Genomic DNA, 23,809 nt, shown 5'->3' on the forward strand with positions numbered 1-23,809 from the left:
TCCGTTTTGCGCGTGGCTCAGAAGTTCTTGATGAAACGCACGCCGCCAGTGCGCTTGGCGGGCGCGGTGATGTATTCACCGTTCGAGCCCGAGGGGTTGAACGAGCCCCAGAAGCGGCTGAAATCGGGCGTCAGGTCGTTGAAGATGTTGTTGACGAAGGCCAGCGCGGTCCAGCTTCCACCCTTGAGGCCGATCTGCGCGTCGGCGGTGAACTTCTGGTCGAGCTTCACGCGGTTGTCGAAGCGCGAATAGCGCGAGCTGCGGTAGTTGCCGGTGCCTTCCACGAAGCCGTCGAGGCTGTCGGTGAGCGGCGCCTCGACGTGCGCGGTGAAGGTGGCCGAGTGCCGGGGTACCAGCGGCACGCGGTTGCCGCCGAATTGGCGGTCGGTGCCCGACGGCGCGGGGTAGACGTCGCGCGCCTCGAAGTCCTTGAACGTGGAATCGGTGTAGGCGTAGTTGCCATTGAGCGTCAGCCATTCGAACGGCCGCGCGCTGGCGCCGAATTCGAAGCCCTTCACTTCGGCCTTCCTGGCGTTGATGATGTAGTTGATGCTGACCGCGCTCGAAGTCGGGCACTCCGCCTCGGGCCCATAGGCGCTGAGCGTGCCGTAGCACACCGTGGTGACCTGCAGGTTGCGCCAATCCGAATAGTAGACGTCGGCCTCGAAGCTGAGATCGCCGTTGAGGAGCGACCCCTTGGTGCCCAGCTCGTACGTCCAGATCGTTTCCTGCCCGAAGGGGCGCAAGTCGTCGCGCACCTGCCCGGTGTTGAAACCGCCCGGCTTCGACCCCTTGGCAAGGCTCGCATAGACATTGAGGTCGGGCGAGAGCTTCCACGCCGCGCTCACGCGCGGCAGCCAGGCGTCGAACGTGGCCGTGCCGCGAAAGTCGATCGCGTTGGTGCCCGTCAGGAACAGGAGATTGACCCCGGTCGTCGCCGCGGCCGAGATGACCTCGTGGTTGTAGCGCAGTTCGCCGGTCACGGTGACCGCATCGGTGAGATCGTACTCGAGCGAGCCGAAGCCCGAATAGGTGTTGGTGTCCAGCTTGTTGACGCGGCCTGGGATGTTCTCGCGCGTGCTGGTGATGAAGGTGTTGGCGCCCACGAAGCGCGAATAGTCGACCTCGGTGTAGTTCTCGTCGAAGACGTAGCCCCCCACCATCGCGCGCAAGGGCCCGGCGTCGTAGCTCAGACGCAAGTCCGAGCTGATCTGCTGGAGGTCGTTGTCGAAGTCGAAGATGCCAACGCAGACCATCGAGAGGCAATTGACGAGGCCATTGCCCAGCGAGACGCCCGAGGGCACGCTCTGCGGCTCCTTGTCGAAGTCGAACTCGAGCCGGCCCTTGGTCCGGTTGTAGCCCGAAAGCGAGTTGAGCACGAAACCGTTGCCCAGATCGTATTCGAGGTCGAGCACGCCGCGGTAGGTATCGGAATCGTTGCCGGCGTAGCGGTGGTCGGACGAGATCGCGACCTGGCTCTTGTCGAAGTCGGCCTCGGTGATGGTGTTGACGCCGTAGAGCGAGGTGTCCTTGCGCGGCATGACATAGCCCGCACCGGGCCCGGCGTTGTTGTTGAGGTAGCTCGCACGGATCTTGCCGGTGAAGGCGCCGCTCTTGATCAGCACCGTGCCGCCCACGCCGTACGTACGACTGGCGTCGAGCCCGAGGCCATTGCCGGGATTGGTGTAGAACCCGCCGAAGTCGCGGTAGGTCGCCGAGATTTTGGCCGCGACGGTGTCACCGATCAGCGGCCCGGTGATGTGCGCGGTCGCTTCCTGCTGGCCATAGGCGCCCATCGCCAGGTTGACCGAGCCGCCAAGCTTGAACTCGGGGTCCTTGCTCACGAAACTGATCGCACCGGCGAACGCGCTGCGGCCGAAATAGACCGTCTGCGGGCCCTTCACCACCTCGATGCGGGCAATGTCCATGAGCGCGGTGGCGTTCTGGTTGCCGCCCCCGCCAACCACGGTGTTGAGCGAGACGCCGGTGCTGTCGATGCCATCGACGATCATCGCGACGTTCGAGCGGCCCTCGATCAGCGCCACACCGCGCAGGCTCGGGCGCACGTCGGCGGGCGAGGCGCCGGTGTCGAACTGGAGGCCCGGGGTCATCGCCGCCACGCTCGCCATGTCGCGCACGCCCTTGCGCTCGATGGTCTCCTGCGAAACGACGTTGATCGCGACCGGAATGTCCTGCAGCGTTTCCTCGCGGCGCCGCGCGGTCACGACGATGGCGTTGGGTGCCTGCGCGCTCTGGTCGGTACCCCCGGTTTCCTGCGCAAGCACCGGACTGGCCAGAAACGCGGCGCTCACAAGCGCCATCTGCGAACACGTTATACGTAGTTTGCCGGTCATGATCTGACCCCCCTGTTGGTTTGTTATGTGCAGAACCTATGTCGCGGTGCGGCATTTCGACAATTTTCGGTTGGCAAAACCTCCGCATCGCGGAGGATGGATATTTTTATGGATAATTTTCATATAGTTGCTTAAATTTCTCGAAATCAGGCGCACAAAGGCGCTCCGATGCCCCGGCGCCCCGCCCAATCATCCGCATCGCGGATGCGACGAAGGCGCTGGCTTGCATCGCAGCTCGCGGGCACGTTGCCTGCGCAAGTCACCGGCGCCCGACATCCCTCCCCCCGCAACGGAGCCCCCATGAGCCTTCCCCTCGCCACAAGCCTGATCGACGGCAAGCCTGACCGCAGCCTGAGCGGACACACGCTGGAGGTCATCGACCCGGCGCGCGAAGAGGCCCTGTGCGCGCTCGAGGAAGCCGACGAAGCCGCGGTCGACCGGGCCGCCCGCTCGGCGCGGCGCGCCTTTGCCGCGTGGAGCGCAATGGGCACCGACCAGCGCAACGACATCCTCTTTGCGATCCACGATCGCCTGATCGCCGAGGCCGAACCGCTCGCCGCGCTCGAGGCGCGCACCACCGGCCTGCCGGTGCGCAACCTGGCCGGGCTGGTGCGCCGCGCGGCCATCAATTTCCGCAGCTTTGCCGAAGTGGCGAGCACGCTTTCGGGCGAGACCTACGTCCAGAATCCCGATTACCTGACCTACGTGACGCGCGAAGCCAAGGGCGTGGCCGGGCTGATCTCACCCTGGAACGCGCCGCTCGCGCTCTCCTCGATGCGGATCGCGACCTGCATCGCCTTTGGCAACACCTGCGTGCTCAAACCTTCGGAATACACCCCCCAGTCGGTGCTGCGCATGGTCGAGCTGATGCACGAGGCGGGCCTGCCCGAAGGCGTGGTCAATGTCGTCAACGGACGCGGGCAAGTGACCGGCGCGGCGCTCGTCGACCATCCCGAAGTGGACATGGTCGGCTTTACCGGGGGCACCTCCACCGGGCGCGCGATCATGGCGGCCGCGGGCCGGCGCCTGAAGCCTTCGATCATGGAACTGGGCGGCAAGTCGGCCGCGATCGTCTGCGCCGACGCCGATCTCGAGCGCGCGCTCGACGGGACGCTGGCGGGTATCTACGCCAGCAACGGCCAGCAGTGCCTGGGCGGTTCGCGCATCCTCGTCCAGCGCACGATCGCCGATCGCTTCATCGCCGACTTCGTGGCGCGCACCAGGGCCATCCGCATCGGCGACCCGCTCGATCCCGCCACCGAGATGGGCCCGCTCGCCTATGCCGGACACCGCGACCGGGTGCTTTCCTATCTGGACATCGCCCGCGCCCAAGGCGCCGAAGTGCTGTGCGGGGGCGAGCGACCGGCCGGGTTCGACAAGGGCTACTACGTCGAGCCGATCGCGGTGCTCGCCAAGGACAACGCATCGCGCGTGTGCCAGGAGGAAATCTTCGGGCCTTTCGCCAGCTTCCTCGTCTTCGACACCATCGACGAGGCGATCGCGATCGCCAACGCGTCCGATTTCGGCCTCGTCGCCTATGCCTGGACCTCGAACCTGGCGACGGCCATGCGCTGCAGCCGCGAGATCCGCGCCGGAACGATCTGGATCAACACGCCCATGATGCGCGAGCTGCGCGCGCCCTTCGGTGGCTACAAGGACAGCGGCACGGGACGCGACGGCGCGACCAGCAGCGCCGATTTCTTCACCGAGCTCAAGACCACCAGCATCCCGCTGCGCGATGTGGCCCTCCCCCAATTCGGCGCCGCGCCTCCCATCTGACGCGCCAGGCGCCTTTCCCACTTTCGCGAACCCTCTGCGGGCGCGGGCCGAGACCGGCTCGCGCCCGCTGCGCGTGTCTGCTCGTGGATCGGGGGATACCTGCCCCATCACCAAATGGGACCGATCACAAATGTGCTCCAGCAAGCTTTCGGCAAATCCGATTTACTCCAACAAATTGGCTGAAAATTAGCGGTTTGTTGATTTTCCGTTGCGCCGCGATCCATGTTTCTTTAATGGGACCGATATCACGAAGATGGTCAGCACGAGCCGACCGCGCGGAGAGGAGGATTGGATGAGCAGTTTTTGCAGGGCACAGCGGGTGCGCCGTTCGCTGGCCGGGGGTTGCGCCTCGATCGCGATGCTGGCCGCGGTCGGAGTCCACGCCCAGGACACGCAAGCCACGGCCGAAAGCGCAACTCAGGAACAGTCCGCGCCGGCGAGCGCCGCCAGCGAGCCGGCCCCTGCGGAAATCATCGTCACCGGCTCGCGGATCGCGCAGACCGGCATGTCCGCGCCCACCCCGGTCACCGTCGTGGGTGAGGACCGCCTCCTTGCCCGCGCCGAGACCAACGTCGGCGACGCGCTCAATGAGCTTCCGTCCTTCCGCGCGCTGACCACGCCCAACACGCAGCAGGCGGTCGGCGGCAACATCGGCGCGCGGGTCCTCGACTTGCGCGGCCTCGGTGCCACCCGCACGCTGGTGCTGGTCGACGGCAAGCGCTTCGTGCCCTCCACCACGCAAGGCACGATCGACGTCAACCTGATCCCCAGCCTGCTCGTCAAGCGCGTCGAGATCGTCACCGGCGGCGCTTCGGCCGCCTACGGTTCGGACGCCGTCGCGGGCGTCGTCAACTTCATCCTCGACAAGGATCTCGAGGGCTTCAAGGGCTCCATCCAGACCGGTATCTCGGACGAGGGCGACGGTGCCGAGCATTCGATCCAGGCCGCCTGGGGCACCCAGTTCGCGGACGGCCGGGGCCACTTCCAGATCGCGGGCGAGTACAACAAGTCCGAGGGCCTGGGCGATTGCTACACGCGCGACTGGTGCCCCAAGGAACAGCTGATCGGCAACTCGCCCGCCGGCTACGATGGTCTCCCCGCAAGCATTCGCGGCGGACCGGCGGGAACCGGCACGCTGTCCTCGGGCGGCCTCATCGTCGCCAGTTCGGGTCCCTTGCGCGGCCTCGCCTTCAATCCCGACGGCAGCACCTACAACTACGACTACGGCACGATCTACGGCACCAACCCCTCGCCGCTGTTCACCGCGGGCGGCTCGGAATCGGGGCGTAACGGCTTCCTCGACGGTATCCTGCTGTCTCCGCCAGTGGAGCGCATCGTCGCCTATGCCCATGGCGACTACGAGCTGACCGACCATATCAAGGCCGGGCTCGACCTTTCCTACGGCCGGGTCAAGGGCATGGTGATCGGCTCGGACGCCCGCTCGACGCTCACCATCCAGCGCGACAACGCCTATCTGCCCGGTTCGGTCGCCGCGATCATGGACGCCAACGCCATCTCCAGCTTCACGCTGGGGCGCGCCTTCACGGACCTTGGCGGTGCAATCGACCATTCGAAGAACGAGACCTACCGCGCGGTCTTCTCGCTCGAGGGCGACCTTTCCGAGAGTTGGAAGTGGGATGCGTCCTACGAGTTCGGCCGCAACAAGTTCCGCCAGGACTATTCGGGCAACGTCGTCGCCTCGCGCGTTGCCAAGGCGGCCGATGCGGTGGAATCGAACGGCTCGATCGTGTGCCGCGTCAATGCCGACGCCGATCCCTCGAACGACGATCCAGCGTGCGTGCCGATCAACGTGTTCGGTTCGGGCAACATCTCCGATGCGGGCGCCGCCTATATCGCCCCTTCGGGCTACCAGGCGACCACGCTCACCGAACACGCCGTCGCGGCCAACCTCAACGGCGCGCTCTTCGCGCTGCCGGGCGGAGACTTCGCGATCGCGGCAGGCGCCGAATTCCGCAGCGACCACGCCTCGGGATCGGCCGACGATCTCTCCACCTCGAACGCCTTCTGGTCGTTCAACGGCCAGGCGCTGACCGGCACGATCGAAGTCGTCGAGGGCTACCTCGAGGCCAATGCCCCGATCCTGTCGGGCGTGCCCTTCGCCGAAACGCTGGAGCTGAACGGCGCGGTGCGCCAGACCCATTACAACCGCTCCAGCCCCGACACCGCTTCGAGCAGCGTCGATGCAACGACCTGGAAGGCGGGCCTGGTCTACGCCCCGACCGACTTCCTGCGCTTTCGCGTGACGCGCTCGCGCGATATCCGCGCGCCCAACCTGACCGAACTGTTCGGCCCCGTCTCGCTGGGCCGCACCACTGTCGTCGATCCGGCCAACGACGGCGCGCAGATCCAGGTCAACGCTTATTCGGGCGCCAATGGCGCGCTCGATCCCGAGAAGGCCGACACCTGGACGCTGGGCGCGGTGCTGACGCCGGGCGGCGCGCTGCACCGCCTGCGCTTCTCGGTCGACTATTACGACATCAACCTCAAGGGCGCGATCTCGACACTGGGTGCGCAAGTGCTCGTCGACCGCTGCTACGCGGGCGACACGGCGCTGTGCAACTACGTCTCGCGCGACAGTTCAGGGACGATCACCAGCGTTTCGGACGTGCTCCAGAACGTCAGCCAGATCCGCAACCGCGGCCTCGACTTCGAGCTGAACTACGGTCTCGACATGGGCGGCGCGGGCGACCTCGACATGCGCGTGCTGGCGACCAAGTACCTCAAGTACTCGATCGCGGGCGTCGATCGCCTCGGCCAGACCGGCTATCGCCCCGGCACCACCACCGGCGTGCCCGACTACCTGGTCGACGGCTCGCTGACCTGGAACATCAACCGCGTCTCGTTCAACGCGCACGCGCGCTACATCCCCGAGGGCATCTTCGACACCACCATGGTGGGTCCGCAGGACGCCGGCTACGATCCTTCGCTGTCCAACAGCATCAACGACAACCGGGTCGACAGCTACTTCACCTTCGATCTCGGCTTCACCTTCCACGCGAGCGACCGTTTCGAATTCTACGGCCTCGTCAACAATGTCTTCGACACCGACCCGCCGGCCGCCGCGAGCGCGCAGGGTGGCACCAACCAGGTCTATTTCGACCCCTACGGCCGCTACTTCAAGATCGGCGCGCGGGTGACGATGTAAGTTCACGACACCCCGCGCCGGGGCAACCGGCGCGGGCCCGACCTTAAAAGCAAGAGGCCGCACGGGCGGCCGGAACAGAGGAATGCGCATGGCAAAGAAGTCCCTCCAGGAACTGCTCGAGACGAGCGGGAAATGCATCGTCGCCCCGTGCGTCTATGACTGCGCCTCGGCGCGCGCGGTCGAGCTTGTCGGCTTCGAGGCGATGATGCTTTCGGGCGGCGAGGTCTCGATCGCGATGAACGGGGTGATCGACTACGGCTTCTCGAACCTGACCGACGTCGAATGGATCACGAGCCGCATCTCGCAGACCTCGGCCATCCCGCTCGCGGCCGACATCGAGGACGGCTTCGGCGGCCCGCTCGCGGTCTACCGTTCGGCGCGGCGCATGGCGATGGCCGGCGCCAAGGCGCTCCAGCTCGAGGACGCCTCGGACATGGAGGAATCGACCGGACTGATCGCGCGCGAGAAGTACATGGAGAAGGTCAAGGCCGCGCTTGCCGCGCTCGAGGGCACCGACTGCTTCCTGATCGCGCGCACCAATGCCGATCCCGAGACCGAGATGGAGGAAGGCTGCATCCGCATGGCGATGGCGCACGAACTGGGCGCCAAGATGACCACGGTGGTCAAGATCGGCACTTACGCGCATGCCCAACACGTCGCCGAGAAGGTGCCGGGCTGGAAGATGTTCCCCGACGTGCGCGACATCGACGGCAAACCCGCCGTCACCGCCGACCAGATCTATCCGCTCGGCTTCAACTTCATGACCATGCACTACACGCTCAAGGCGGCGATGGACGGCATGCTCGAGCACGGCCTCAAGAACGCCGCGCAGCAGGGCTGCCACTACACCTGCCAGAAGGTCGACGCGACCGGCATCATGGGCATGAGCGCGACCCCGCTGTTCGATCCGCAAAGCTACATGGAGCTGGAAAACCGCTTCACCGGCGGCGGCAAGGAATACACGATCGTGGGCAACGCGGTCGAGGACTTCCCCGAGGGCTTCACGCGCACCCCGATCGAGGACCGCCTCTGACCGCTAACCCAGCCGATACCTCCCTGGACCCCCGGCCGCACACCGATCCCTCCGTGTGCGGCCGGGGTCTTTTTTTGGTCTCTGGAGGGGGGCAAATGTGCCAGCGCGCTCGCACCTCCCCCACCAAAAGCAGCAAGGGGCGCCGGACCATTCCCATCCGGCGCCCCTCTTCTCGTGCACGCTCAAGATGTGTGGCGGCTCAAGTCTCGGCCGCCTCGCGCAGCTTGCGGTAGGGCTTGAAGGCTGCGAGCAGAAGAACCCACATCAGCGGGCTGGCAATGCCCACCACGATCGCCATCGAGTAACGGATGTCGGTCGGCGCGGTGAAGACATGGTCGTTCATGAAGCCGATGATCATCGGCCCGATGCCGATGCCGACCAGCGAGATGACCATGATGTAGAACGCCGTCACTTGCGCCCGTGCGCGGTTGGGCACGATCAGCTGCAGCGCGGTTCCCGCGCAAGGGACCGGCATGCACGAGAGGAACATGGCCGGCGCGATCAGCGCAAGCGATGCCCAGGCATTGGGCATGAGCGGGGCTAGGCACCCGAACACCCCGCACAAGAGGAAGCTCCAGGCCGCCACGCGCAACGGTGCATCGACCTTGCCGCTCGCCGCCACCCGGTCGGCAAGGACGCCCGCGAAGAAGGTGCCCGATGTGCCGCACACGATCATGACCAGCCCGAAGCCAAGCCCCACTTCGGCCGGATCCCAACCGTAGACGCGCCCGAACAGCGCGGGCATCCACACGTTGTAGGCGAAGTTGACCACCGTCACCATCGAGAAGCCGGCGAACATCAGCGTGAGCGCGAGGCGGCGCTCCTTGACGATCGCGACGACCTCGCCGACCGACATCGCACGATCATGGCCGCCGCCCCGGCGCAGCGGCTCGCGCAGCAACCAGAACACCGGCGCGAGAATGAGGCCCGGAAGGCTCACCAACAGAAAGCAGGCCTGCCAGGGCAACAGCCCGAGTGGCAGCCCCTCGCCCGCCAGGTGAAGGGCGGAGAGCCCGTCGAGCAACTGCCCGCCGACCAGATAGGCGAGCCCGATGCCGAACGGCGCGCTGAGGAAGAACACGCCCACCGCACGGCCCAGGCGCTGGGGCGGGAACAGGTCGGCGAGCAGCGAGAGCCCGGTCGGGGTCACACTCGCCTCGCCCACCGCCACGCCCACGCGCGAGGCGAAGAGCTGGCCGAAATTGCGCGCCAGCCCCGAAAACATCGAGAAGCCCGAGAACAAGAGTAGCGAAATGCCCAGCAGGCCGGTGCGGCGGTGCTTGTCCGCGAGGCGCCCGATCGGCACGCTGCACAAGGTGTAGAAGATGCCGAACGCGACACCCTGCAGCATCGCGAACTGGGTGTCGTCCATGCCGAAATGCGACTTGACCGGCTCGACCGTGAGATTGAGCACGACCCGGTCGAACTGCGAGGCGATCGAGGCAAGCGCGAGAAGCGCGGCGATCATCCAGCCCCGGCGGGCCTCGGGCCAGGGGACGGCGCGCCCTCCCGCGGCGGACCTTGCGTCTTCATCGGATGCGGCGGCGTGCACGATGGGCACCGGACTGGCCATTTCGATCCTCTTCCTCTTTTTCTTGGCGGGCCTGCCCTGGCGTCAGGTCCCGGGGTTGGTTCCAGCCGGCGCAAGGCCGGCCGGACGGCGCGCGGATCAAGGGCCGCGCACCTGCAATGCAGCAATGTGCCGGCGCACCTGTGCCACTTGCTCGTGGCACGCCAAGCTACCGGCGACCTCGCAAAGGTCCTCGTCATCGCCCGGTCGCTCGAGCGTCGCGAGCTGGCTGGCGAGCAGTGAGACCGGCATGAAGTGCCCGGGCCGGGCGGACATGCGCGCGGCAAGCTGATCTTGGCCAAGCACGGGCAGCACGAAAAGAACGCGGCCCGCGCTGGCGCGCAGCCGGTCGCGATAGCTGCGCTTGAGCGCGGAACACGAGGCCACCGCGCCCTCCCGATGCTGCGCCAGCGCCTGGCCTACCGCATCGAGGAACGGTTCGCGATCATGGTCGTCGAGCGCGATGCCCGCCGCCATCTTGGCGCGATTTGCCTCGGGATGACAGGTATCGCCCTCGACGAACTTCCAGCCCAGGCTCTCGGCCAGCGCGCTCGCCAGCGTCGTCTTGCCGCAGCCGCTGGGCCCCATGACCACGATCGCGCGCCAGGCGCCTTCGCTCATGCGCCCGTGCCCCGGCCAAGATCGAACAGGCGCACGTATTCGGCGCTGTCCGCCGGGCCGAGACCGCCAGCCACCAGCATGCGGTGGAGGTCGGCCGCAAGCGAGGTCAGCGGCAGGGCGAGGCGCGCCGACATGGCGGCCAACTGCGCCGTCTCGAGGTCCTTGAGCATGTTGTCGATCCGCCCGGTCGGGGTGAAGTCGCGCCGGGCCATCTTGCCCATGAATTCCTGCAGAATGCGCGAATCCGCACGCCCGCCCGCCAGTGCCTCGGGAATACGGGCCGCATCGACCCCTTGCGCCTCGGCGAAACGCACCGCCTCGGCAACCGCCAGAAAGGTGTTGGCGCAAAGCATCTGGTTGACAAGCTTGACCGTCTGCCCGGCACCGGGACCACCCAGATGCGTCGCGTTGCGGGCAAGCACCTCGATCAGCGGCCGCGCCCGGGCGACCGCCGCGTCGTGCCCGCCGATCATCAGCGTGAGCGTGCCCTCGCACGCGGCGGGTGCCCCGCCCGAAAGCGGCGCATCGACCCATTCCATGCCGGTCTCGTCAAGCAGGCGCGCGGCCATCCTGGCGGAAAGACCTGCATCGATGCTCGACATGTCGAACAGCAGCTTGTCCGCACCGGCCGCCTCGGCGACGCCCCCGGGGCCGAACACGGCGGCCTCGACGATGGCGGCGGAATTGAGGCTGGTGACGACGAACGCCGCCTCGGCGCTCGCCGCGCGCGCGCTGGCAGCGAGCTTTGCGCCCTGCCCGACGAGCTCGGCGCACTTGGCCGCATCGCGGTCGTAGAGCGTGACCTCGGCCCCGCTCGCCAGAAGGCGCCCGGCGATCGCCGAACCCATGACCCCGACCCCGATGACGGCTGCTTTCATGATGACTTCGTTCCCTTTACCGAGGCGCGCTCGACGAGGCTGAGCCCGACGTCGATGCGCTGCGGCGCGCGCTCCTGTGCACCGGTCGCCAGGATATCGAGCAGGAGATGCCCGGTGCGCTGGCCGAGCGCGCGAAAATCGACGTGGATGGTGGTGAGCGGCGGGTTGATCTCGCGACCGATCTCGAAGTCGCCGAAACCCATGATCGAGACCTGTTCGGGCACCGCGACGCCGCGCCGCTGGCATTCCATGACCGCGCCGACGGCCGACATGTCCGAGACCGCGAAGACCGCCTCGACGTCGCCGTGCGCCGCGAGCAAGGCGGCCATCGCGTCCGAACCGTGCGAGAAGCTGACCGGGGCCTGCCCGTGGCGCAGCACGTAGTCCTTCGATAGCCCCGAGGCGGCCAGCTCCTCCTCGAAACCGCGCACGCGTTCCTCGCCGCGATGGTCGGTGACGGTCTCGCCCGGTGTCGCAGCGAGCGCGCCGATGCGGGTAAAGCCCTTGGCGATCAGGTAGCGCGCGGCGGTGCGCCCCACCTCGTAGTTCGAGAAGCCGATGGCGTGCTCGATCGGCTGGCTCGGCAGGTTGGCCACCTCGATCACCGGGATGTCGGCGGCCAGCAACATGCGGTTGGCGCTGCGCCGGTGGAGTGCGCCGGTAATCACGATGGCCTCGGGCCGCCGCGCCAGAAGCGCGCGCATCTGGCGCTCCTCCTCGGCGGTGTCGTAATCGGTATAGGCCACCAGCAGGTGGTAGTCGCGCTCGCGCAGCACTTCGGTGATGCCGTGCGCGACCGCGGCGAAGTTGGCGTTGGTGAGCGTGGGCAGCATGAGCGCGATGAAGCCGGTCTTGCGGCTGGAAAGGCTGCCCGCCGCGCGGTCGGGCACGTAGCCCAGGCTGTCAATCGCGCGCTGCACCTTCTCGCGCGTGGCGGGCAGCACCAGATCGGGGGTGCTGATCACGCGCGAGACGGTCATGCGCGAAACCCCGGCAAGGCGCGAGACATCGCGGATCGTCGGGCGACCCGTCGCGGACGAGGCCTTCGCATCCGTACCGGCGCCGTCGCGCGATCGGGAGGAAGAGGAGGGCGAGCTGGACATGGGTGTGGCTGGATCCTTGAGGGAACAAAGCCCCGGCATATCACCGGGTCCCGGAGGTCTCCACCGCCGTATCCACGCCCGCGGTCTGCGATGCGATCGGATTGCCCTCGCTGACGTAGTGGTAGAAGCGCCCCTCGAACATCTCGAGCACCTCGAGCGTTGCCGCACGCGCCGCATCGCGCGCCGGAGAAGCCAGCGCCTCGGCCAGCTCGGCGTGACCGGGGTAGTCGATCTGCTGCATCATGACCACCGACGGAGCACCCGCGTCGGCCTCGTCCATGTAGAACAGTCGCACGTCGAGCGCGTGGGGAAAAGCCTTCCAGGCCGGGCCCAGGCGCGTGACGACGGCCTCCTTGAAGGCCGCCTCGCAGCCCGGCTTGACGGTGCCTTCGAAGACGGCGGTGCGAGTGATCATGCGAAGTGCTCCGGGTTCATGGCGATGTGCAGCTTGACGACCTTGGAACGGTCGCCGGCGCGCTCGAATGCGGTCACGCTCTCGGCCAGCGGGTAAGTGCCCGAGAGAATCGGGCCGACGTCGATCGCGCCCGAGACGATGAGATCGACGGCCAGGCGGAACTCCCCGTTGGCGCGAAAGGCGCCCAGGAACTCGATCTCGCGCGCCTGCAGTTTGTTGACCGCGACCGGAGCATCGCCGGGCGGCAGCATGCCGACCTGCACGATCCGCCCGCCGCGCCGCACGACGTCGAACAGCGAACCGAGCGCGGCGGCCGTTCCCGAAGCCTCGAAGGCGACGTCGAAATGGTCCTTGAGCGCGGCAAGATCGGCCCCGTTCGTGGCGACGTTGATGGTGCGATCGGCCCCCATCGTGCGCGCGACGCCGAGCGCGGCGTCCTCGATGTCGGTCGAGACGACCTCGAGTGCCCCCGCCCACTTGGCGCAGCGCGCGGTCAGAAGGCCGATCGGCCCCGAGCCGGTGACGAGCACCCGCTTGCCCATCAGCGCGCCCGCGCGCGCCACCGCATGGAGGCCGACCGACAAGGGCTCGGCCACCGAAAGACGCAAGAGATCGGCATCGTCGGGCACCGGGATGATCTGATCGGCGCGCAGCACGAGGTGCTGGGCAAAGCCGCCCTGCACGTGCGGGAAGCGGCCCGCGCTGCCGAGGAAGAACATGTCCTCGCACAAGTTCATCCGGCCCGCGCGACACTGCGCGCAGATCAGGCACGGCCGGCTGGGGTCGAGCGCGGCGCGCATGCCCGCCTTCAGCCCGGCCACCTTCGCGCCCCATTCGAGCACCACGCCCGAAATCTCGTGGCCCAGCGCCATCGGTTCGCGCACGACGTTGTCCCCCACCGAACCGCGATGGAAGTAGTGCATGTCCGAACCGCAGATGCCGCCATAGGCAACCGCTACGCGCACCTCGTCGGGCGCGAGTACGCGGTCCTCGCGCTCCTCGACGCGCAAATCCTTCTTCCCGTGGCAGATCGCAGCAAGCATGGCATCCTCTCTCTTTTCGATGGGACCGATACCATATGATGCACCAAGCGGCAATACGGGCAATGCAAAATCGGTCAATTTGATTTGAAGTCCGGATATATGGGCCATTCTAGGGCACCGCAACACGAACCGCAGACACTTGCAATGTGACCGATCCCAGAATATGGAAGCGGCATAAAGGAGAGCATGCCGTGAACTTGTTCAGTCTTGCAGGGCGCCGCGCCCTCGTCACCGGTTCCTCGCGCGGAATCGGCTTCTCGATAGCCCAGGCGCTCGGCCGGGCCGGGGCCTCGCTGGTGCTCAACGCCCGCGCGCCCGACGCGCTCGAAGAGGCCGCACAACGCCTGCGCGCAGAAGGCTTCGACGTCGCGACCCGCACCTTCGACGTCACCGATCCCGCTGAGGTGAACGCTGCGGTCGCGGCCATCGAGACCGAAGTCGGGGCCATCGACATCCTCGTCAACAACGCGGGCATCCAGCGCCGCGCGCCGCTCGACCAGTTCGACGATGGGGACTGGCGCGAACTGATGGCGACCAACCTCGACAGCGTCTATTTCGTCTCGAAAGCCGTGGCGCAGGCGATGATCGCGCGCGGCGCGGGCAAGATCATCAACATCGGCTCGGTCCAGTGCGAACTCGCGCGCCCGGGCATCGCCCCCTACACCGCCAGCAAGGGCGCGGTGAAGAACCTGACGCGCGGCATGTGCGCCGACTGGGCGCGCCATGGGCTGCAGGTCAACGCGATCGGGCCGGGCTATTTCGCGACCCCGCTCAACCAAGCGCTGGTCGAGGATCCCGAGTTCGACGCCTGGCTGCGCAAGCGCACGCCCGCCGGCCGCTGGGGCAACCTCGAAGATCTGCACGGCGCCGCCGTGTTCCTCTCCTCGCGCGCATCCGACTTCGTCAACGGCCAGACACTCTACGTGGATGGCGGCATTCTTTCGGTCATCTGAGGAGCCCGGACCATGGGGGAAACTTCCGCACCCGTCGCGCTGCAACTGTGCCCGTTCTCGCCCGCCCTGGAAGCCGCGCTTGCCGCGCGCTTCACGCTTGAGCGCTGGTTCGAGCGTGCCGAGGCCGACAAGGCATCCTGGCTCGCCGAACATGCCCGGGACGTGCGCGCCGTCGCCACCGGGGGGCACATCGGCTGCCCTTCCGCGCTGATGGAAGCGCTGCCCGCGCTCGGCATCATCGCGATCAACGGGGTCGGCTTCGACAAGGTCGACGTGCCCCTCGCCTCGGCGCGCGGCGTTGCGGTCACCACCACCCCGGGGGTGCTGACCGAGGATGTCGCGGACCTCGGCGTCGGGCTCGTCATCGCGCTGCTGCGCGGGCTTGCCCCGGCGGACAGCTTCGTGCGCGCCGGGCGCTGGCTCGGGGGCGACCTGCCGCTGGCGCGCAAGGTCAGCGGACGGCGCTTCGGCATCCTCGGCCTGGGCCAGATCGGCCACGCGGTCGCCCGCCGGCTCGAGCCCTTCGGACCGATCCTCTATTGCGATGCCGCCCCCAAGCCGGTCGACTACACCTTCTGCGCGAACGCCGAAGACCTTGCCGCCGCCTGCGACGTGCTGGTGGTCGCCTGCGCGGCAACGCCCCAGACGCAGGGCCTGGTGGGGGACGCGGTGCTGCGCGCGCTGGGCGCCGAGGGCTACCTCGTCAACATCTCGCGCGGCGCGGTGATCAACGAGCCGGCACTGGTTCACGCGGTCGAACAGGGCACGATCGCCGGGGCCGCGCTCGACGTCTTCGCCGCCGAACCACAAGTGCCCGGCGAACTGATCGCGAGCGCGCGCACGTTGCTCACGCCGCACATCGCCAGCGCCACCGTCGAGACGCGCCAGGCCATGGCCGACACGGTCATCGCCAATCTCGACGACTTCCTCGCCGGTCGCCGGCCCCGTTCGGCGCTGCCGGCATGACGCGGCGCACGGCGCTCATCACCGGGGCGGGCAGCGGCATCGGGCGCGCGGCGGCGCTGGCCCTCGCGCAAAAGGGCTATCGCCTCGTGCTGGCCGGGCGCCGCCGCGAGGCGCTCGAGGAAACCCGGGCCCTTCTGGCGGGCGAAGGTCATATCGTCCATCCCGCCGACGTCACCGATCCCGCCAGCGTCGAGGCCCTGTTCGCGCGCGCCGTGGACGGCCTCGGCCGGCTCGACCTGCTCTTCAACAACGCCGGGATAAGCCTGAGCGGCGCGATCGAGGACTATGCCCTTGCCGACTGGCAACGCACCATCGACACCAATCTCACCGGCGCCTTCCTGTGCCTGCAGGCCGCGTTCCGGGTGATGAAGGCGCAAAGCCCCAGGGGTGGCCGCATCATCAACAACGGTTCGATCTCGGCCCACGCGCCGCGCCCGAACGCGATCGCCTATACCGCAAGCAAGCACGCGATCACCGGCCTCACCCGCGCCTGCGCGCTCGACGGCCGCGCGCACGACATCGCCTGCTGCCAGATCGACATCGGCAATGCGGCAAGCGACATGGGCTCGGCGATGGGCGCGGGCGTCCCCCAGGCCAATGGCGAGGTGCTCGCCGAACCGGTCATGGACGTCGCGCGGGTGGGCGAGGCCATCGCCTACATGGACAGCCTGCCGCTCGAGGCCAATGTCGCCTCGATGATGATCATGGCCACCAAGATGCCCTTCGTGGGCCGGGGCTGACCCCCCTGCCCGAACGACCCGACACGCACAGAGGAACCGACCCATGACCACCCGCACCCCGGCGCGCGCCGCAATCTGCCACGGCAACACCCGGCCCTTCGCCATCGAGGATGTCGAGCTCGACGCGCTGCGCACCGACGAAGTGCGCGTGCGCATCCTCGCCTGCGGCATCTGCCATACCGACATGGCGGTGCGCGACGCGCAATTGCCGGTGCCGCTCCCCATCGTGCTCGGCCACGAGGGCGCCGGGATCGTCGAGGACGTCGGCACCGCGGTCACCGCGGTGAAGCCGGGCGACCGCGTCGTCATGAGCTTCAACTCCTGCGGCCAGTGCCCCAGTTGCCGCATCGAGGCGCCAACCTACTGCTACGAATTCTACCCTAACAACTGGTCGGGTGTACGGCCCGACGGTTCGCCCACGCTGTACCGGGACGGCGCGCCGCTCAACGGCAACTTCTTCGGCCAGTCCGCCTTCGCCACGCAGGCCATCGCGCACGAACGCAATGTCGTGCGCGTGCCCGAAAGCCTCGCCGACACGGCCCTCGAAGTACTCGCCCCGATCGGCTGCGGGCTCATGACCGGCGCAGGCGCAGTGCTCAACGCGATGAAAGTACGAGAAGGCATGCCCATCGCCGTGTGGGGCGCCGGGACCGTGGGCATGGCCGCGATCATGGCCGCCAGGATCGCCGGCGCCGATCCGATCATTGCCATCGACGTCCACGACAGCCGCCTCGCGCTCGCGCGCGAACTGGGCGCGACGCACGTCCTCAACGGCCGCTCCGACGACGTCGAAGCCGAAATCCGCACGATCTGCCCGCAGGGCCTGGGCTACGCCTTCGACACTACCGGCGTGAACACGCTCATCGAACGCGCCTTCACGTTGCTCGCCCCGATGGGCGTGCTGGGCCTCGTCGGCGCCTCCGCGCCCGAGGACATGCTGGCCTTCAACGAGGCCAGCTTCATGAGCAACGGGCGGCGCGTCATGGGTATCCTGGGCGGCGACAGCGACCTGCAGACCTTCCTGCCCGAGCTAATGGAGCACTACCGCGAAGGACGCTTCCCCTTCGACCGGCTGATCGGCTTCTTTCCTTTCGAGAGGATCAACGAGGCGATCCACGCCAGCGAGACGGGCGAAGTGATCAAGCCCGTGCTGCGCATGGAGGCCTCCCTCCAGGCACCACTCGCCTGACCTGCGATCGGCGCGCGCAGTTGGTGGCAATGGCCATCAGCTGCGCGATCCAAGGCTTTCAGGGTGGCGAGCCGATGTCGAGATTGCCGTCCCGGACACGGGCCTTGCCATCACATCCACCGGTGAACGTGGCCTGTGCCTCATACGCCACTTTGATCATCGGTCATCTCCTGCATACGCGCGATTTACTTTCCGCCTATGAGCAAAAATCGACCCGCAAGCGCTGGATCCGCCCTGCTTGCCCCATTCCTATGCTTCACGGTCTATTCCACCGGCCGGGCATTCCATCGAGCCGACAAGCCCATTCTGGATGATCTCGGGCTGACCTATCCTCAGTACCTGGCGATGGTCGCGTAGGGAACGGCGATGGCCTGACCGTCTCCGAGTTGGGTACCCAGTTATCCCTGGAGTCCAACACCTTCACTCCGCTCCTTAAGCGCCTCGAGGCCGGGGGATTGGCTATTCGGCAACACGACGCTGCCGACGAGCGCGTGGTGCGAGTGTCATTGACGAACAAAGGCCGTGACTTGGCGAAGGCAGCCTCCTGCGTTCCGGGTCGTATCCTGGAAGCCACGGGACTGGAGCGGGCCGAAATCAAGCACCTGAACCGAACTTTGGTGCGGTTGCGAGATAATCTGCGCGGTGCCCAGCCCTGAAGCGTTCGCCAAAATCGGACCGTGCATAGCCCGCAGTTTGATTGGTGCCTCGCGTTTGGCAAAAGCTGCGACAGTTCTGAACGACCTTACGTCTTTGAAGCCCGCGCGCATGGTCTGTGGAGCGCAAACCCGGCATATCCCTTGACACCAAACCTTGCCCGGAGCGACACGAAGTCTGCCCGCAAGCAGCCTTGGGCCAAATCTTCGCCAGCCATCAACTTGATGGCGAAGCACCCTTCAGCAACATTCAACCGAACGCAACGGCCACAAGGCAAAGCCTGCGCACGCAGTTTTGTGCAGCCCACTCTTGCGGTTTCATCGCCAAGCGGACCGGAGGGCCTGACCGGGGCCGGCAGGCGAATGTCGCGCTTGGAGCGCTGAGTCGCGACTTGCGGCCGCTAAGCCATGTTAGAAAACCTCGCCAGAAGGTGGGTGCAACGATAGTCCAACCCGACAGAGTTTATCGCGCATTCGCCCCCCCACGAGCGGCACGAGGCGGCGCGCAAGGCACGTTGGCGGCGGAACTACGTGTCGCCTGCCGGAAAGCATCTGATTTCCAACGTACGGGTTTTTCGTTTCTCCAAATCGGGAAAGCTCCACTTGCCATCTAACCGTCAAAAATCGAAGACAGCATTCGGGGCGGTGAATCACTCGTCAGGACCGAAAGTGGAAAAGCTCGATCTCAAGAAGCAGCTTCGCCATCTGTTCAATCCACAGAAGCATGAATTTGCTGATATTGTGGTTCCCACCATGCCCTTCGTGAAGGTCGATGGAGCCGGCGATCCCAATTCCTCCGCTGTTTACAGGCAGGCAGTCGAATGGCTGTATGGCGTCAGCTATGCGATGAAATTTGCAGCGAAGAACGAGTTGAACCGCGATTATGTGGTGCCGCCGTTGGAAGCGCTTTGGTGGTCTGATGATCCCGGTACGTTCGCAAGGCGCGAAAAGGACCGCTGGCAATGGGTAGTCATGATCATGGCGCCTGAATTCGTGACAAACACGATGTTCGAGGATGCGGTCGCAAAGACGCTGGCCAAGCGGAACGATCGCCCGTTGTCACTACGGTTTGAGCCATATTCGGAAGGCCGGTCACTGCAAATACTGCACATCGGTAGCTATGACGACGAAGGTCCGACATTGAAGCATTTGCACGACGATGTGATGCTCGAGCTTGGCGTCACCTTCAACGGCCCTCATCATGAGGTATATCTCAGCGACCCACGAAAAATCGCGCCCGCCAAGCTAAAGACAATTCTTAGGCAGCCTGTTCGACCAGTCTGACAGCTTCCCATTTCCTTGATCGTTTTCGGGAAAGCGGCAGGAATGACGGAAATCGGGTGTGTTCCGACACGTCCGGTTTCAGGCTTTCCGTTCTCGCGGTGGAACGGCTTTGTTCCACCCATCTGGGCTGCTGACCGACCTGGACGGCGGGGGAAAGCGGCCGGTCCGCTGCCAAGCGCGCCAAATTGGCCTTCGCGCGACCAAATTGGGCGCCTGCCGGACCAACGACCTCCCCGGAGCCTTGACGCCGCGCTCACCCTTCCGCCCCCGACCCTTTATCGTCGCTCAGCCATTGATTTGCCTTTCCCAGGTGCGGAAGGTCCGCTTTGCCATCCTAGGATGTTCTGTCCCGTGCCGCAGTTGCCTGCTGCCCCCGTCAGGGGTCAGTCGATCGCGCTCCCATACCAAGCTGCAGTGATGCTAACGCATCAACAGCCTGAAACGCTCGGGCGCCGCGCGGGCTTGACCAAGGCACGATGAGTCTGATTCATCGTGCCTTGGCATCAATCCATGACATTAATTTAAACCAATCATGTTGCTGTCCGACTTGTTAGAAAAACCTGATTTCACTATTAAGTTAAATGCCAAGGGGTATTAGCAGGGGGCATCATGAATAGAATTTGTCGCGCGATTGCGGCTGCGTTGCTTGCAGCGTGCGTCATCACACCCGCCATTGGCCAAGAGCGAACCGCGGTTAAGCGTGGTTTCTCGCTCGCACCGCAGAGCGGCAAGACGATTCTTGTTTTTCGGCCGACCGTGCGCGTAGGCGCCCAGTCGACTGGGGGCATGTTCGAACCTAACGCTGATTGGACGGATCAGGCGCGCAAGAATATCGATGCCGCCTTGGCCTCGCGGCAAGGCAAATTGGGCAACAAGATCGTCTACGCGCCGGTGTCGTACGGCGATGAGGCTCAGCGGGTCGAGGAATATGCGGCCCTTTTTGCGGCCGTTTCCCAGTCGGTAATCCAATATCAGTTCTTTGTTGGCAACCGATTGCCGACCAAGAAGCACGACAACAAGGAAGATGTGTTCGAGTGGTCGCTTGGTGACGGCGTATCCTCCCTCCCAGGCGCCGCTGACGCGGACTATGCCTTGTTCATCTATAACAAGGATGCTTACGGCTCGACTGGTCGTAAGTTGCTGCAGATTGCAGCCGCGTTTGGCGGGGTGGGGGTCACGTCGGGCGAACACGCCGGATATGCAGGTCTCGTCGATCTCAAGACCGGCGATATCCTATGGTTGAATGCCGATGGCGCCATGGGGGGGGGGGACGTGCGTGAACCCGATGGCGCAGAAAAGCGGATCGACTAGCTTCTGGAGGATTTTCCCGGTAGCGAGCCGCAGAAGCTAGCAGCAGTTCAACCGTGAAGAGACCGATTGTTTGGCTGCTTGCAGCCGCGACTGCCTTCGCAGCCACGTTGGCAATAGGACAAGACAAAGTCGCTCCACCCCCGCCCCCTTATTTGGGCGCTTATCAGCCGGTTGGCGTCGATGAAATCGGCATGTGGCGAGAGAGCGACGAGGCGGAGCGTGCCCTTGCTAACTCGCCAATCTCAATCCGCGACGAGGCACTGAACCGCTATATTAAAGGCGTCCTGTGCGAAACGGTAGGCGTTGATCGTTGTCAATCGGTCCGCGTTTACATTCTGACCCTTGTCGGTCGCTCATCAGCAAATTTCGACGCCCCACGTGCTGTCGGTCTGCTTTCCCGACTCCGTTCATCAAACCAAAAGGACACCAAGGCGGTGGACCATTACGCCTCTTGGAGAGCGGGATAGTCAGTATAGCCGTCTTCGCCCATTGCATACCAGCCAACCGAACGCGGCTCAGCTAGCTTGGCGCCCGCCCGGATGCGTCCGACGAGATCCGGGTTGGCGATGAAAGGTCGTCCGTAGGTGACGGCATCAGCCATGCCTTCATCCACGAGCGACGCGCCGGTCTCCGGCGTCAGCGACCCGTTCGCCACGAGGACGCCCCTGAAATGAGGCCGTACCATCTCCAACACCCTGGGCAGGAAGGAAGGTCCGCCGGCCATGGCGTTCTGATCGGCTGCGTGGAGGTACCCGGCCCCTACGGCGTCGAGCCTTTGCGCCAGGTCCGCATAAGTGCTTTCCGGATCGGGATCGAGCGCGTTGTTGTAAGTAGCGAGCGGCGAAACGCGCACGCCTACCCTTGTGGGCGTGAAGTGTGCGGCGGCCGCCGCGAAAACGTCCATGAGGAAGCGGGCCCGGTTCTCGCGCGAACCGCCATAGGCGTCCTTGCGGGCATTGACCTCGGGCGACAGGAACTGATGCGGCAAGTAGCCGTTCGCGGCGTGGATCTCGACACCGTCGAACCCGGCGGCCTTCGCGTTCGCTGCGGCATTGCCATAGTCGGCAATCGTACGCGCGATGTCCTCGCTGTTCATCGCCTTGGAAGGTGACGCCGCGATCTTCACATATTCGCCGTTGGCGAGCAGGCCCTGCACCGCGAGCTTGTCGAGGTCTTCGTTGCGGCCGCTAGGCGAGAGCGGTGCAACACCTCCTGTAAGTGCCGCATTGCTGGCTCGGCCACAGTGCCAAAGTTGGGCGAAGATGTGGCCGCCCGCGGCGTGGACGGCGGCCGTCACGGACTTCCAGGCCTCCACCTGCTCTTGCGTGTAGAGCCCCGGCGCCCTGTCGAATGCGCTGCTGTCGCCATTCACGTAAACGCCTTCGCTGATGATCAGCCCGGCCGTGGCGCGCTGGCGATAGTACTCGATCATGATCCTGGTCGGCACGCCGTCCTGCGTGGCACGGGCACGCGTCATCGGGGGCATCCAGATACGGTTGGCGAGCGTCAGATCGCCAATCTGGATGGGGTCGAACAAGCTGGTCATGCGAGAAACCTCTTTTGCGGAAACCACGAGGAGCCTTGTTCAGAAGGACGTGGCTTATTGTTCCTGATCATGGCACATCAATGCCTCAATCATGCAAATGAGGCGTATTTTCCTCGCAGGGAAGGCCGATATTTCGACATCTAAATCCATAAAAATGGATAATAAGCCGTCACAGAAAACCTGGAAGAAGCGCAATGAACCAAATCATGGCGATGCGCGTGTTTACACGCGTGGTCGAAACCGGCTCGTTTTCGCGTGCGTCGGACCAGCTGGGTATCCCGCGCTCCACCGCGAGCAAGCTGGTGAGCGACCTGGAACGTCACCTCGGCGTAGAACTCGTCGAGCGTACCACCCGCAAGGTTCGCGTCACGCAGGAAGGGCGCGACTACTATGTTCGGGCGCACCGGATCGTGCACGAAGTGGATGATGCGGATAACGCCCTGCGCGACCGTCCGCATAGCCCCAAAGGGCCATTGCGTATCGAGGCAACATCCTCGTTTGCGAACCTTGTCCTGATCCCGTCTCTGGCCGATTTTCGTGCGCGCTATCCCGATATCGTTCTGTCCGTCGGCATTTCGGACCGTTATGTCGATCTTGTCGCCGAGGGGGTGGACTGCGCGATCCGGGCCAGCAACGAAGAGACGACCCCGCTCGTGGCGCATCATCTGTTTTCCTTCGAGAATGTCACTTTTGCCTCGCGCAGCTACCTCGAACGTCGGGGTATTCCCGAAACGCCGGACGCGCTCGCGGACCACGATCTCATTGGCTATTTTTCCGCAGCTACCGGCAAGCCGATGCCGCTTCTATTCGCCCGCGATGGCCGACGCCGGGAGATCGAGCGTTTCGCGCTCTCGACCAACGAGACGACGGGCTACGTCAACATGATCAAGGCGGGGCTCGGCATCGGTCAGAACTTTCGCGAGATCATCCGTCCCCAGCTCGAAAGCGGTGAACTTGTGCCAATCCTCGAGGAATGGACGCGCCCTAGAATGCACTATTGCATCGTCTATCCGCCCGGGCGGGTGGTCCATGCGCGTCTGCGGGCTTTCATCGACTGGGCCGTGGCGCGCTTTGCAATTGGCAATTCGCAACCGGTTTGGACGGTCGAAAGCTTCAAAGATCCCTACCTTCGCATGGATCAAGCCAACGTTATGCCTGGAAATGTCAAATAGATCTGGGACTTCCTTCGACCCATGGCGGCCATT

General features: G+C 65.4%; 19 protein-coding genes. 11 read left to right on the top strand and 8 right to left on the bottom strand.

Going from position 1 to position 23,809, the window contains the following annotated elements:
* Positions 1-17: 17 nt before the first annotated feature.
* The gene (locus HT136_RS17630) at positions 18-2,321 is read right to left on the bottom strand and encodes a TonB-dependent receptor (RefSeq protein ID WP_214201141.1); all 2,304 of its coding nucleotides are present in this window, start codon (positions 2,319-2,321) and stop codon (positions 18-20) included.
* A 333-nt stretch (positions 2,322-2,654) separates the two neighbouring features.
* On the opposite strand from HT136_RS17630, the gene HT136_RS17635 reads away from it, so the two are divergent.
* From HT136_RS17635 to HT136_RS17645, 3 genes are all read left to right on the top strand, one after another.
* Positions 2,655-4,133, top strand: coding sequence for an aldehyde dehydrogenase (locus tag HT136_RS17635; RefSeq protein ID WP_214201142.1), 1,479 nt, complete (start codon positions 2,655-2,657; stop codon positions 4,131-4,133).
* Positions 4,134-4,425: 292 nt separating this feature from the next.
* Positions 4,426-7,299, top strand: coding sequence for a TonB-dependent receptor domain-containing protein (locus HT136_RS17640; RefSeq protein ID WP_214201143.1), 2,874 nt, complete (start codon positions 4,426-4,428; stop codon positions 7,297-7,299).
* Positions 7,300-7,387: 88 nt separating this feature from the next.
* Complete coding sequence (locus HT136_RS17645; RefSeq protein ID WP_214201144.1) at positions 7,388-8,332, top strand: isocitrate lyase/PEP mutase family protein; 945 nt, start codon at positions 7,388-7,390, stop codon at positions 8,330-8,332.
* A gap of 199 nt (positions 8,333-8,531) precedes the next feature.
* Here HT136_RS17645 and HT136_RS17650 read toward each other — a convergent pair whose 3' ends face one another.
* The 6 genes from HT136_RS17650 to HT136_RS17675 form a co-directional block, all read right to left on the bottom strand.
* Positions 8,532-9,905, bottom strand: a complete 1,374-nt coding sequence (locus tag HT136_RS17650) for an MFS transporter (RefSeq protein WP_214201145.1) — start codon at positions 9,903-9,905, stop codon at positions 8,532-8,534.
* A gap of 96 nt (positions 9,906-10,001) precedes the next feature.
* Entirely contained in the window at positions 10,002-10,523 is a 522-nt protein-coding gene (locus HT136_RS17655; RefSeq protein ID WP_214201146.1) for a gluconokinase, read from the bottom strand.
* Positions 10,520-11,401: an NAD(P)-dependent oxidoreductase gene (locus tag HT136_RS17660; RefSeq protein ID WP_214201147.1), complete on the bottom strand. Its 882-nt coding sequence runs from the start codon at positions 11,399-11,401 to the stop codon at positions 10,520-10,522. The genes HT136_RS17655 and HT136_RS17660 overlap by 4 nt, the downstream gene beginning before the upstream one ends.
* The gene (locus tag HT136_RS17665; protein WP_214201148.1) at positions 11,398-12,504 is read right to left on the bottom strand and encodes a LacI family DNA-binding transcriptional regulator; all 1,107 of its coding nucleotides are present in this window, start codon (positions 12,502-12,504) and stop codon (positions 11,398-11,400) included. The genes HT136_RS17660 and HT136_RS17665 overlap by 4 nt, the downstream gene beginning before the upstream one ends.
* 40 nt (positions 12,505-12,544) lie before the next feature.
* Positions 12,545-12,919 (bottom strand): hypothetical protein, encoded by a 375-nt coding sequence (locus HT136_RS17670; protein WP_214201149.1) that lies wholly within the window; start codon positions 12,917-12,919, stop codon positions 12,545-12,547.
* Positions 12,916-13,962, bottom strand: coding sequence for an L-idonate 5-dehydrogenase (locus HT136_RS17675; protein ID WP_214201150.1), 1,047 nt, complete (start codon positions 13,960-13,962; stop codon positions 12,916-12,918). Before HT136_RS17675 ends, HT136_RS17670 begins: the two co-directional genes overlap by 4 nt.
* Positions 13,963-14,153: 191 nt before the next feature.
* Between HT136_RS17675 and HT136_RS17680 the strand changes: the two genes are divergently transcribed.
* The 7 genes from HT136_RS17680 to HT136_RS17710 all read left to right on the top strand — a co-directional run bounded on the left by HT136_RS17680 (position 14,154) and on the right by HT136_RS17710 (position 21,058).
* Positions 14,154-14,915 carry an SDR family oxidoreductase gene (locus HT136_RS17680; RefSeq protein ID WP_214201151.1) on the top strand — a complete coding sequence of 254 codons (762 nt, stop codon included), beginning with the start codon at positions 14,154-14,156 and terminating at the stop codon, positions 14,913-14,915.
* 12 nt (positions 14,916-14,927) lie between these two features.
* Entirely contained in the window at positions 14,928-15,881 is a 954-nt protein-coding gene (locus tag HT136_RS17685; protein WP_214201152.1) for a 2-hydroxyacid dehydrogenase, read from the top strand.
* Positions 15,878-16,621: an SDR family oxidoreductase gene (locus tag HT136_RS17690; RefSeq protein WP_214201153.1), complete on the top strand. Its 744-nt coding sequence runs from the start codon at positions 15,878-15,880 to the stop codon at positions 16,619-16,621. Before HT136_RS17685 ends, HT136_RS17690 begins: the two co-directional genes overlap by 4 nt.
* Before the next feature lie 43 nt (positions 16,622-16,664).
* The gene (locus HT136_RS17695; RefSeq protein ID WP_214201154.1) at positions 16,665-17,810 is read left to right on the top strand and encodes an NAD(P)-dependent alcohol dehydrogenase; all 1,146 of its coding nucleotides are present in this window, start codon (positions 16,665-16,667) and stop codon (positions 17,808-17,810) included.
* Between the two features lie 386 nt (positions 17,811-18,196).
* Complete coding sequence (locus HT136_RS26625) at positions 18,197-18,466, top strand: MarR family winged helix-turn-helix transcriptional regulator (RefSeq protein WP_343222230.1); 270 nt, start codon at positions 18,197-18,199, stop codon at positions 18,464-18,466.
* A gap of 666 nt (positions 18,467-19,132) precedes the next feature.
* Entirely contained in the window at positions 19,133-19,747 is a 615-nt protein-coding gene (locus tag HT136_RS17705) for a GyrI-like domain-containing protein (protein WP_214201155.1), read from the top strand.
* 609 nt (positions 19,748-20,356) lie between these two features.
* A complete protein-coding gene (locus HT136_RS17710; RefSeq protein ID WP_214201156.1) occupies positions 20,357-21,058 on the top strand; it encodes a hypothetical protein in 702 nt (233 codons plus the stop codon).
* A gap of 442 nt (positions 21,059-21,500) precedes the next feature.
* Here HT136_RS17710 and HT136_RS17715 read toward each other — a convergent pair whose 3' ends face one another.
* Entirely contained in the window at positions 21,501-22,604 is a 1,104-nt protein-coding gene (locus tag HT136_RS17715; protein ID WP_214201157.1) for an alkene reductase, read from the bottom strand.
* Between the two features lie 206 nt (positions 22,605-22,810).
* Here HT136_RS17715 and HT136_RS17720 point away from each other — a divergent pair, with 206 nt between their 5' ends.
* Complete coding sequence (locus tag HT136_RS17720; protein WP_214201158.1) at positions 22,811-23,776, top strand: LysR family transcriptional regulator; 966 nt, start codon at positions 22,811-22,813, stop codon at positions 23,774-23,776.
* The last annotated feature ends 33 nt before the right edge of the window (positions 23,777-23,809 follow it).

The sequence above is a fragment of the Novosphingobium profundi genome (assembly GCF_018491765.1).
Taxonomy (GTDB): domain Bacteria; phylum Pseudomonadota; class Alphaproteobacteria; order Sphingomonadales; family Sphingomonadaceae; genus Novosphingobium; species Novosphingobium profundi.

Excerpts from the sequence above, each read along its gene's own strand:
- HT136_RS17670 (WP_214201149.1), bottom strand. The coding sequence starts at position 12,919 with ATGATCACTCGCACCGCCGTCTTCGAAGGCACCGTCAAGCCGGGCTGC.
- HT136_RS17665 (WP_214201148.1), bottom strand. The coding sequence starts at position 12,504 with ATGTCCAGCTCGCCCTCCTCTTCCTCCCGATCGCGCGACGGCGCCGGT.
- HT136_RS17635 (WP_214201142.1), top strand. The coding sequence starts at position 2,655 with ATGAGCCTTCCCCTCGCCACAAGCCTGATCGACGGCAAGCCTGACCGC.
- HT136_RS17710 (WP_214201156.1), top strand. The coding sequence starts at position 20,357 with ATGAATAGAATTTGTCGCGCGATTGCGGCTGCGTTGCTTGCAGCGTGC.
- HT136_RS17660 (WP_214201147.1), bottom strand. The coding sequence starts at position 11,401 with ATGAAAGCAGCCGTCATCGGGGTCGGGGTCATGGGTTCGGCGATCGCC.
- HT136_RS17690 (WP_214201153.1), top strand. The coding sequence starts at position 15,878 with ATGACGCGGCGCACGGCGCTCATCACCGGGGCGGGCAGCGGCATCGGG.
- HT136_RS17675 (WP_214201150.1), bottom strand. The coding sequence starts at position 13,962 with ATGCTTGCTGCGATCTGCCACGGGAAGAAGGATTTGCGCGTCGAGGAG.
- HT136_RS17685 (WP_214201152.1), top strand. The coding sequence starts at position 14,928 with ATGGGGGAAACTTCCGCACCCGTCGCGCTGCAACTGTGCCCGTTCTCG.
- HT136_RS17645 (WP_214201144.1), top strand. The coding sequence starts at position 7,388 with ATGGCAAAGAAGTCCCTCCAGGAACTGCTCGAGACGAGCGGGAAATGC.
- HT136_RS17720 (WP_214201158.1), top strand. The coding sequence starts at position 22,811 with ATGGCGATGCGCGTGTTTACACGCGTGGTCGAAACCGGCTCGTTTTCG.
- HT136_RS17640 (WP_214201143.1), top strand. The coding sequence starts at position 4,426 with ATGAGCAGTTTTTGCAGGGCACAGCGGGTGCGCCGTTCGCTGGCCGGG.
- HT136_RS17655 (WP_214201146.1), bottom strand. The coding sequence starts at position 10,523 with ATGAGCGAAGGCGCCTGGCGCGCGATCGTGGTCATGGGGCCCAGCGGC.
- HT136_RS17695 (WP_214201154.1), top strand. The coding sequence starts at position 16,665 with ATGACCACCCGCACCCCGGCGCGCGCCGCAATCTGCCACGGCAACACC.
- HT136_RS17715 (WP_214201157.1), bottom strand. The coding sequence starts at position 22,604 with ATGACCAGCTTGTTCGACCCCATCCAGATTGGCGATCTGACGCTCGCC.
- HT136_RS17650 (WP_214201145.1), bottom strand. The coding sequence starts at position 9,905 with ATGGCCAGTCCGGTGCCCATCGTGCACGCCGCCGCATCCGATGAAGAC.
- HT136_RS17630 (WP_214201141.1), bottom strand. The coding sequence starts at position 2,321 with ATGGCGCTTGTGAGCGCCGCGTTTCTGGCCAGTCCGGTGCTTGCGCAG.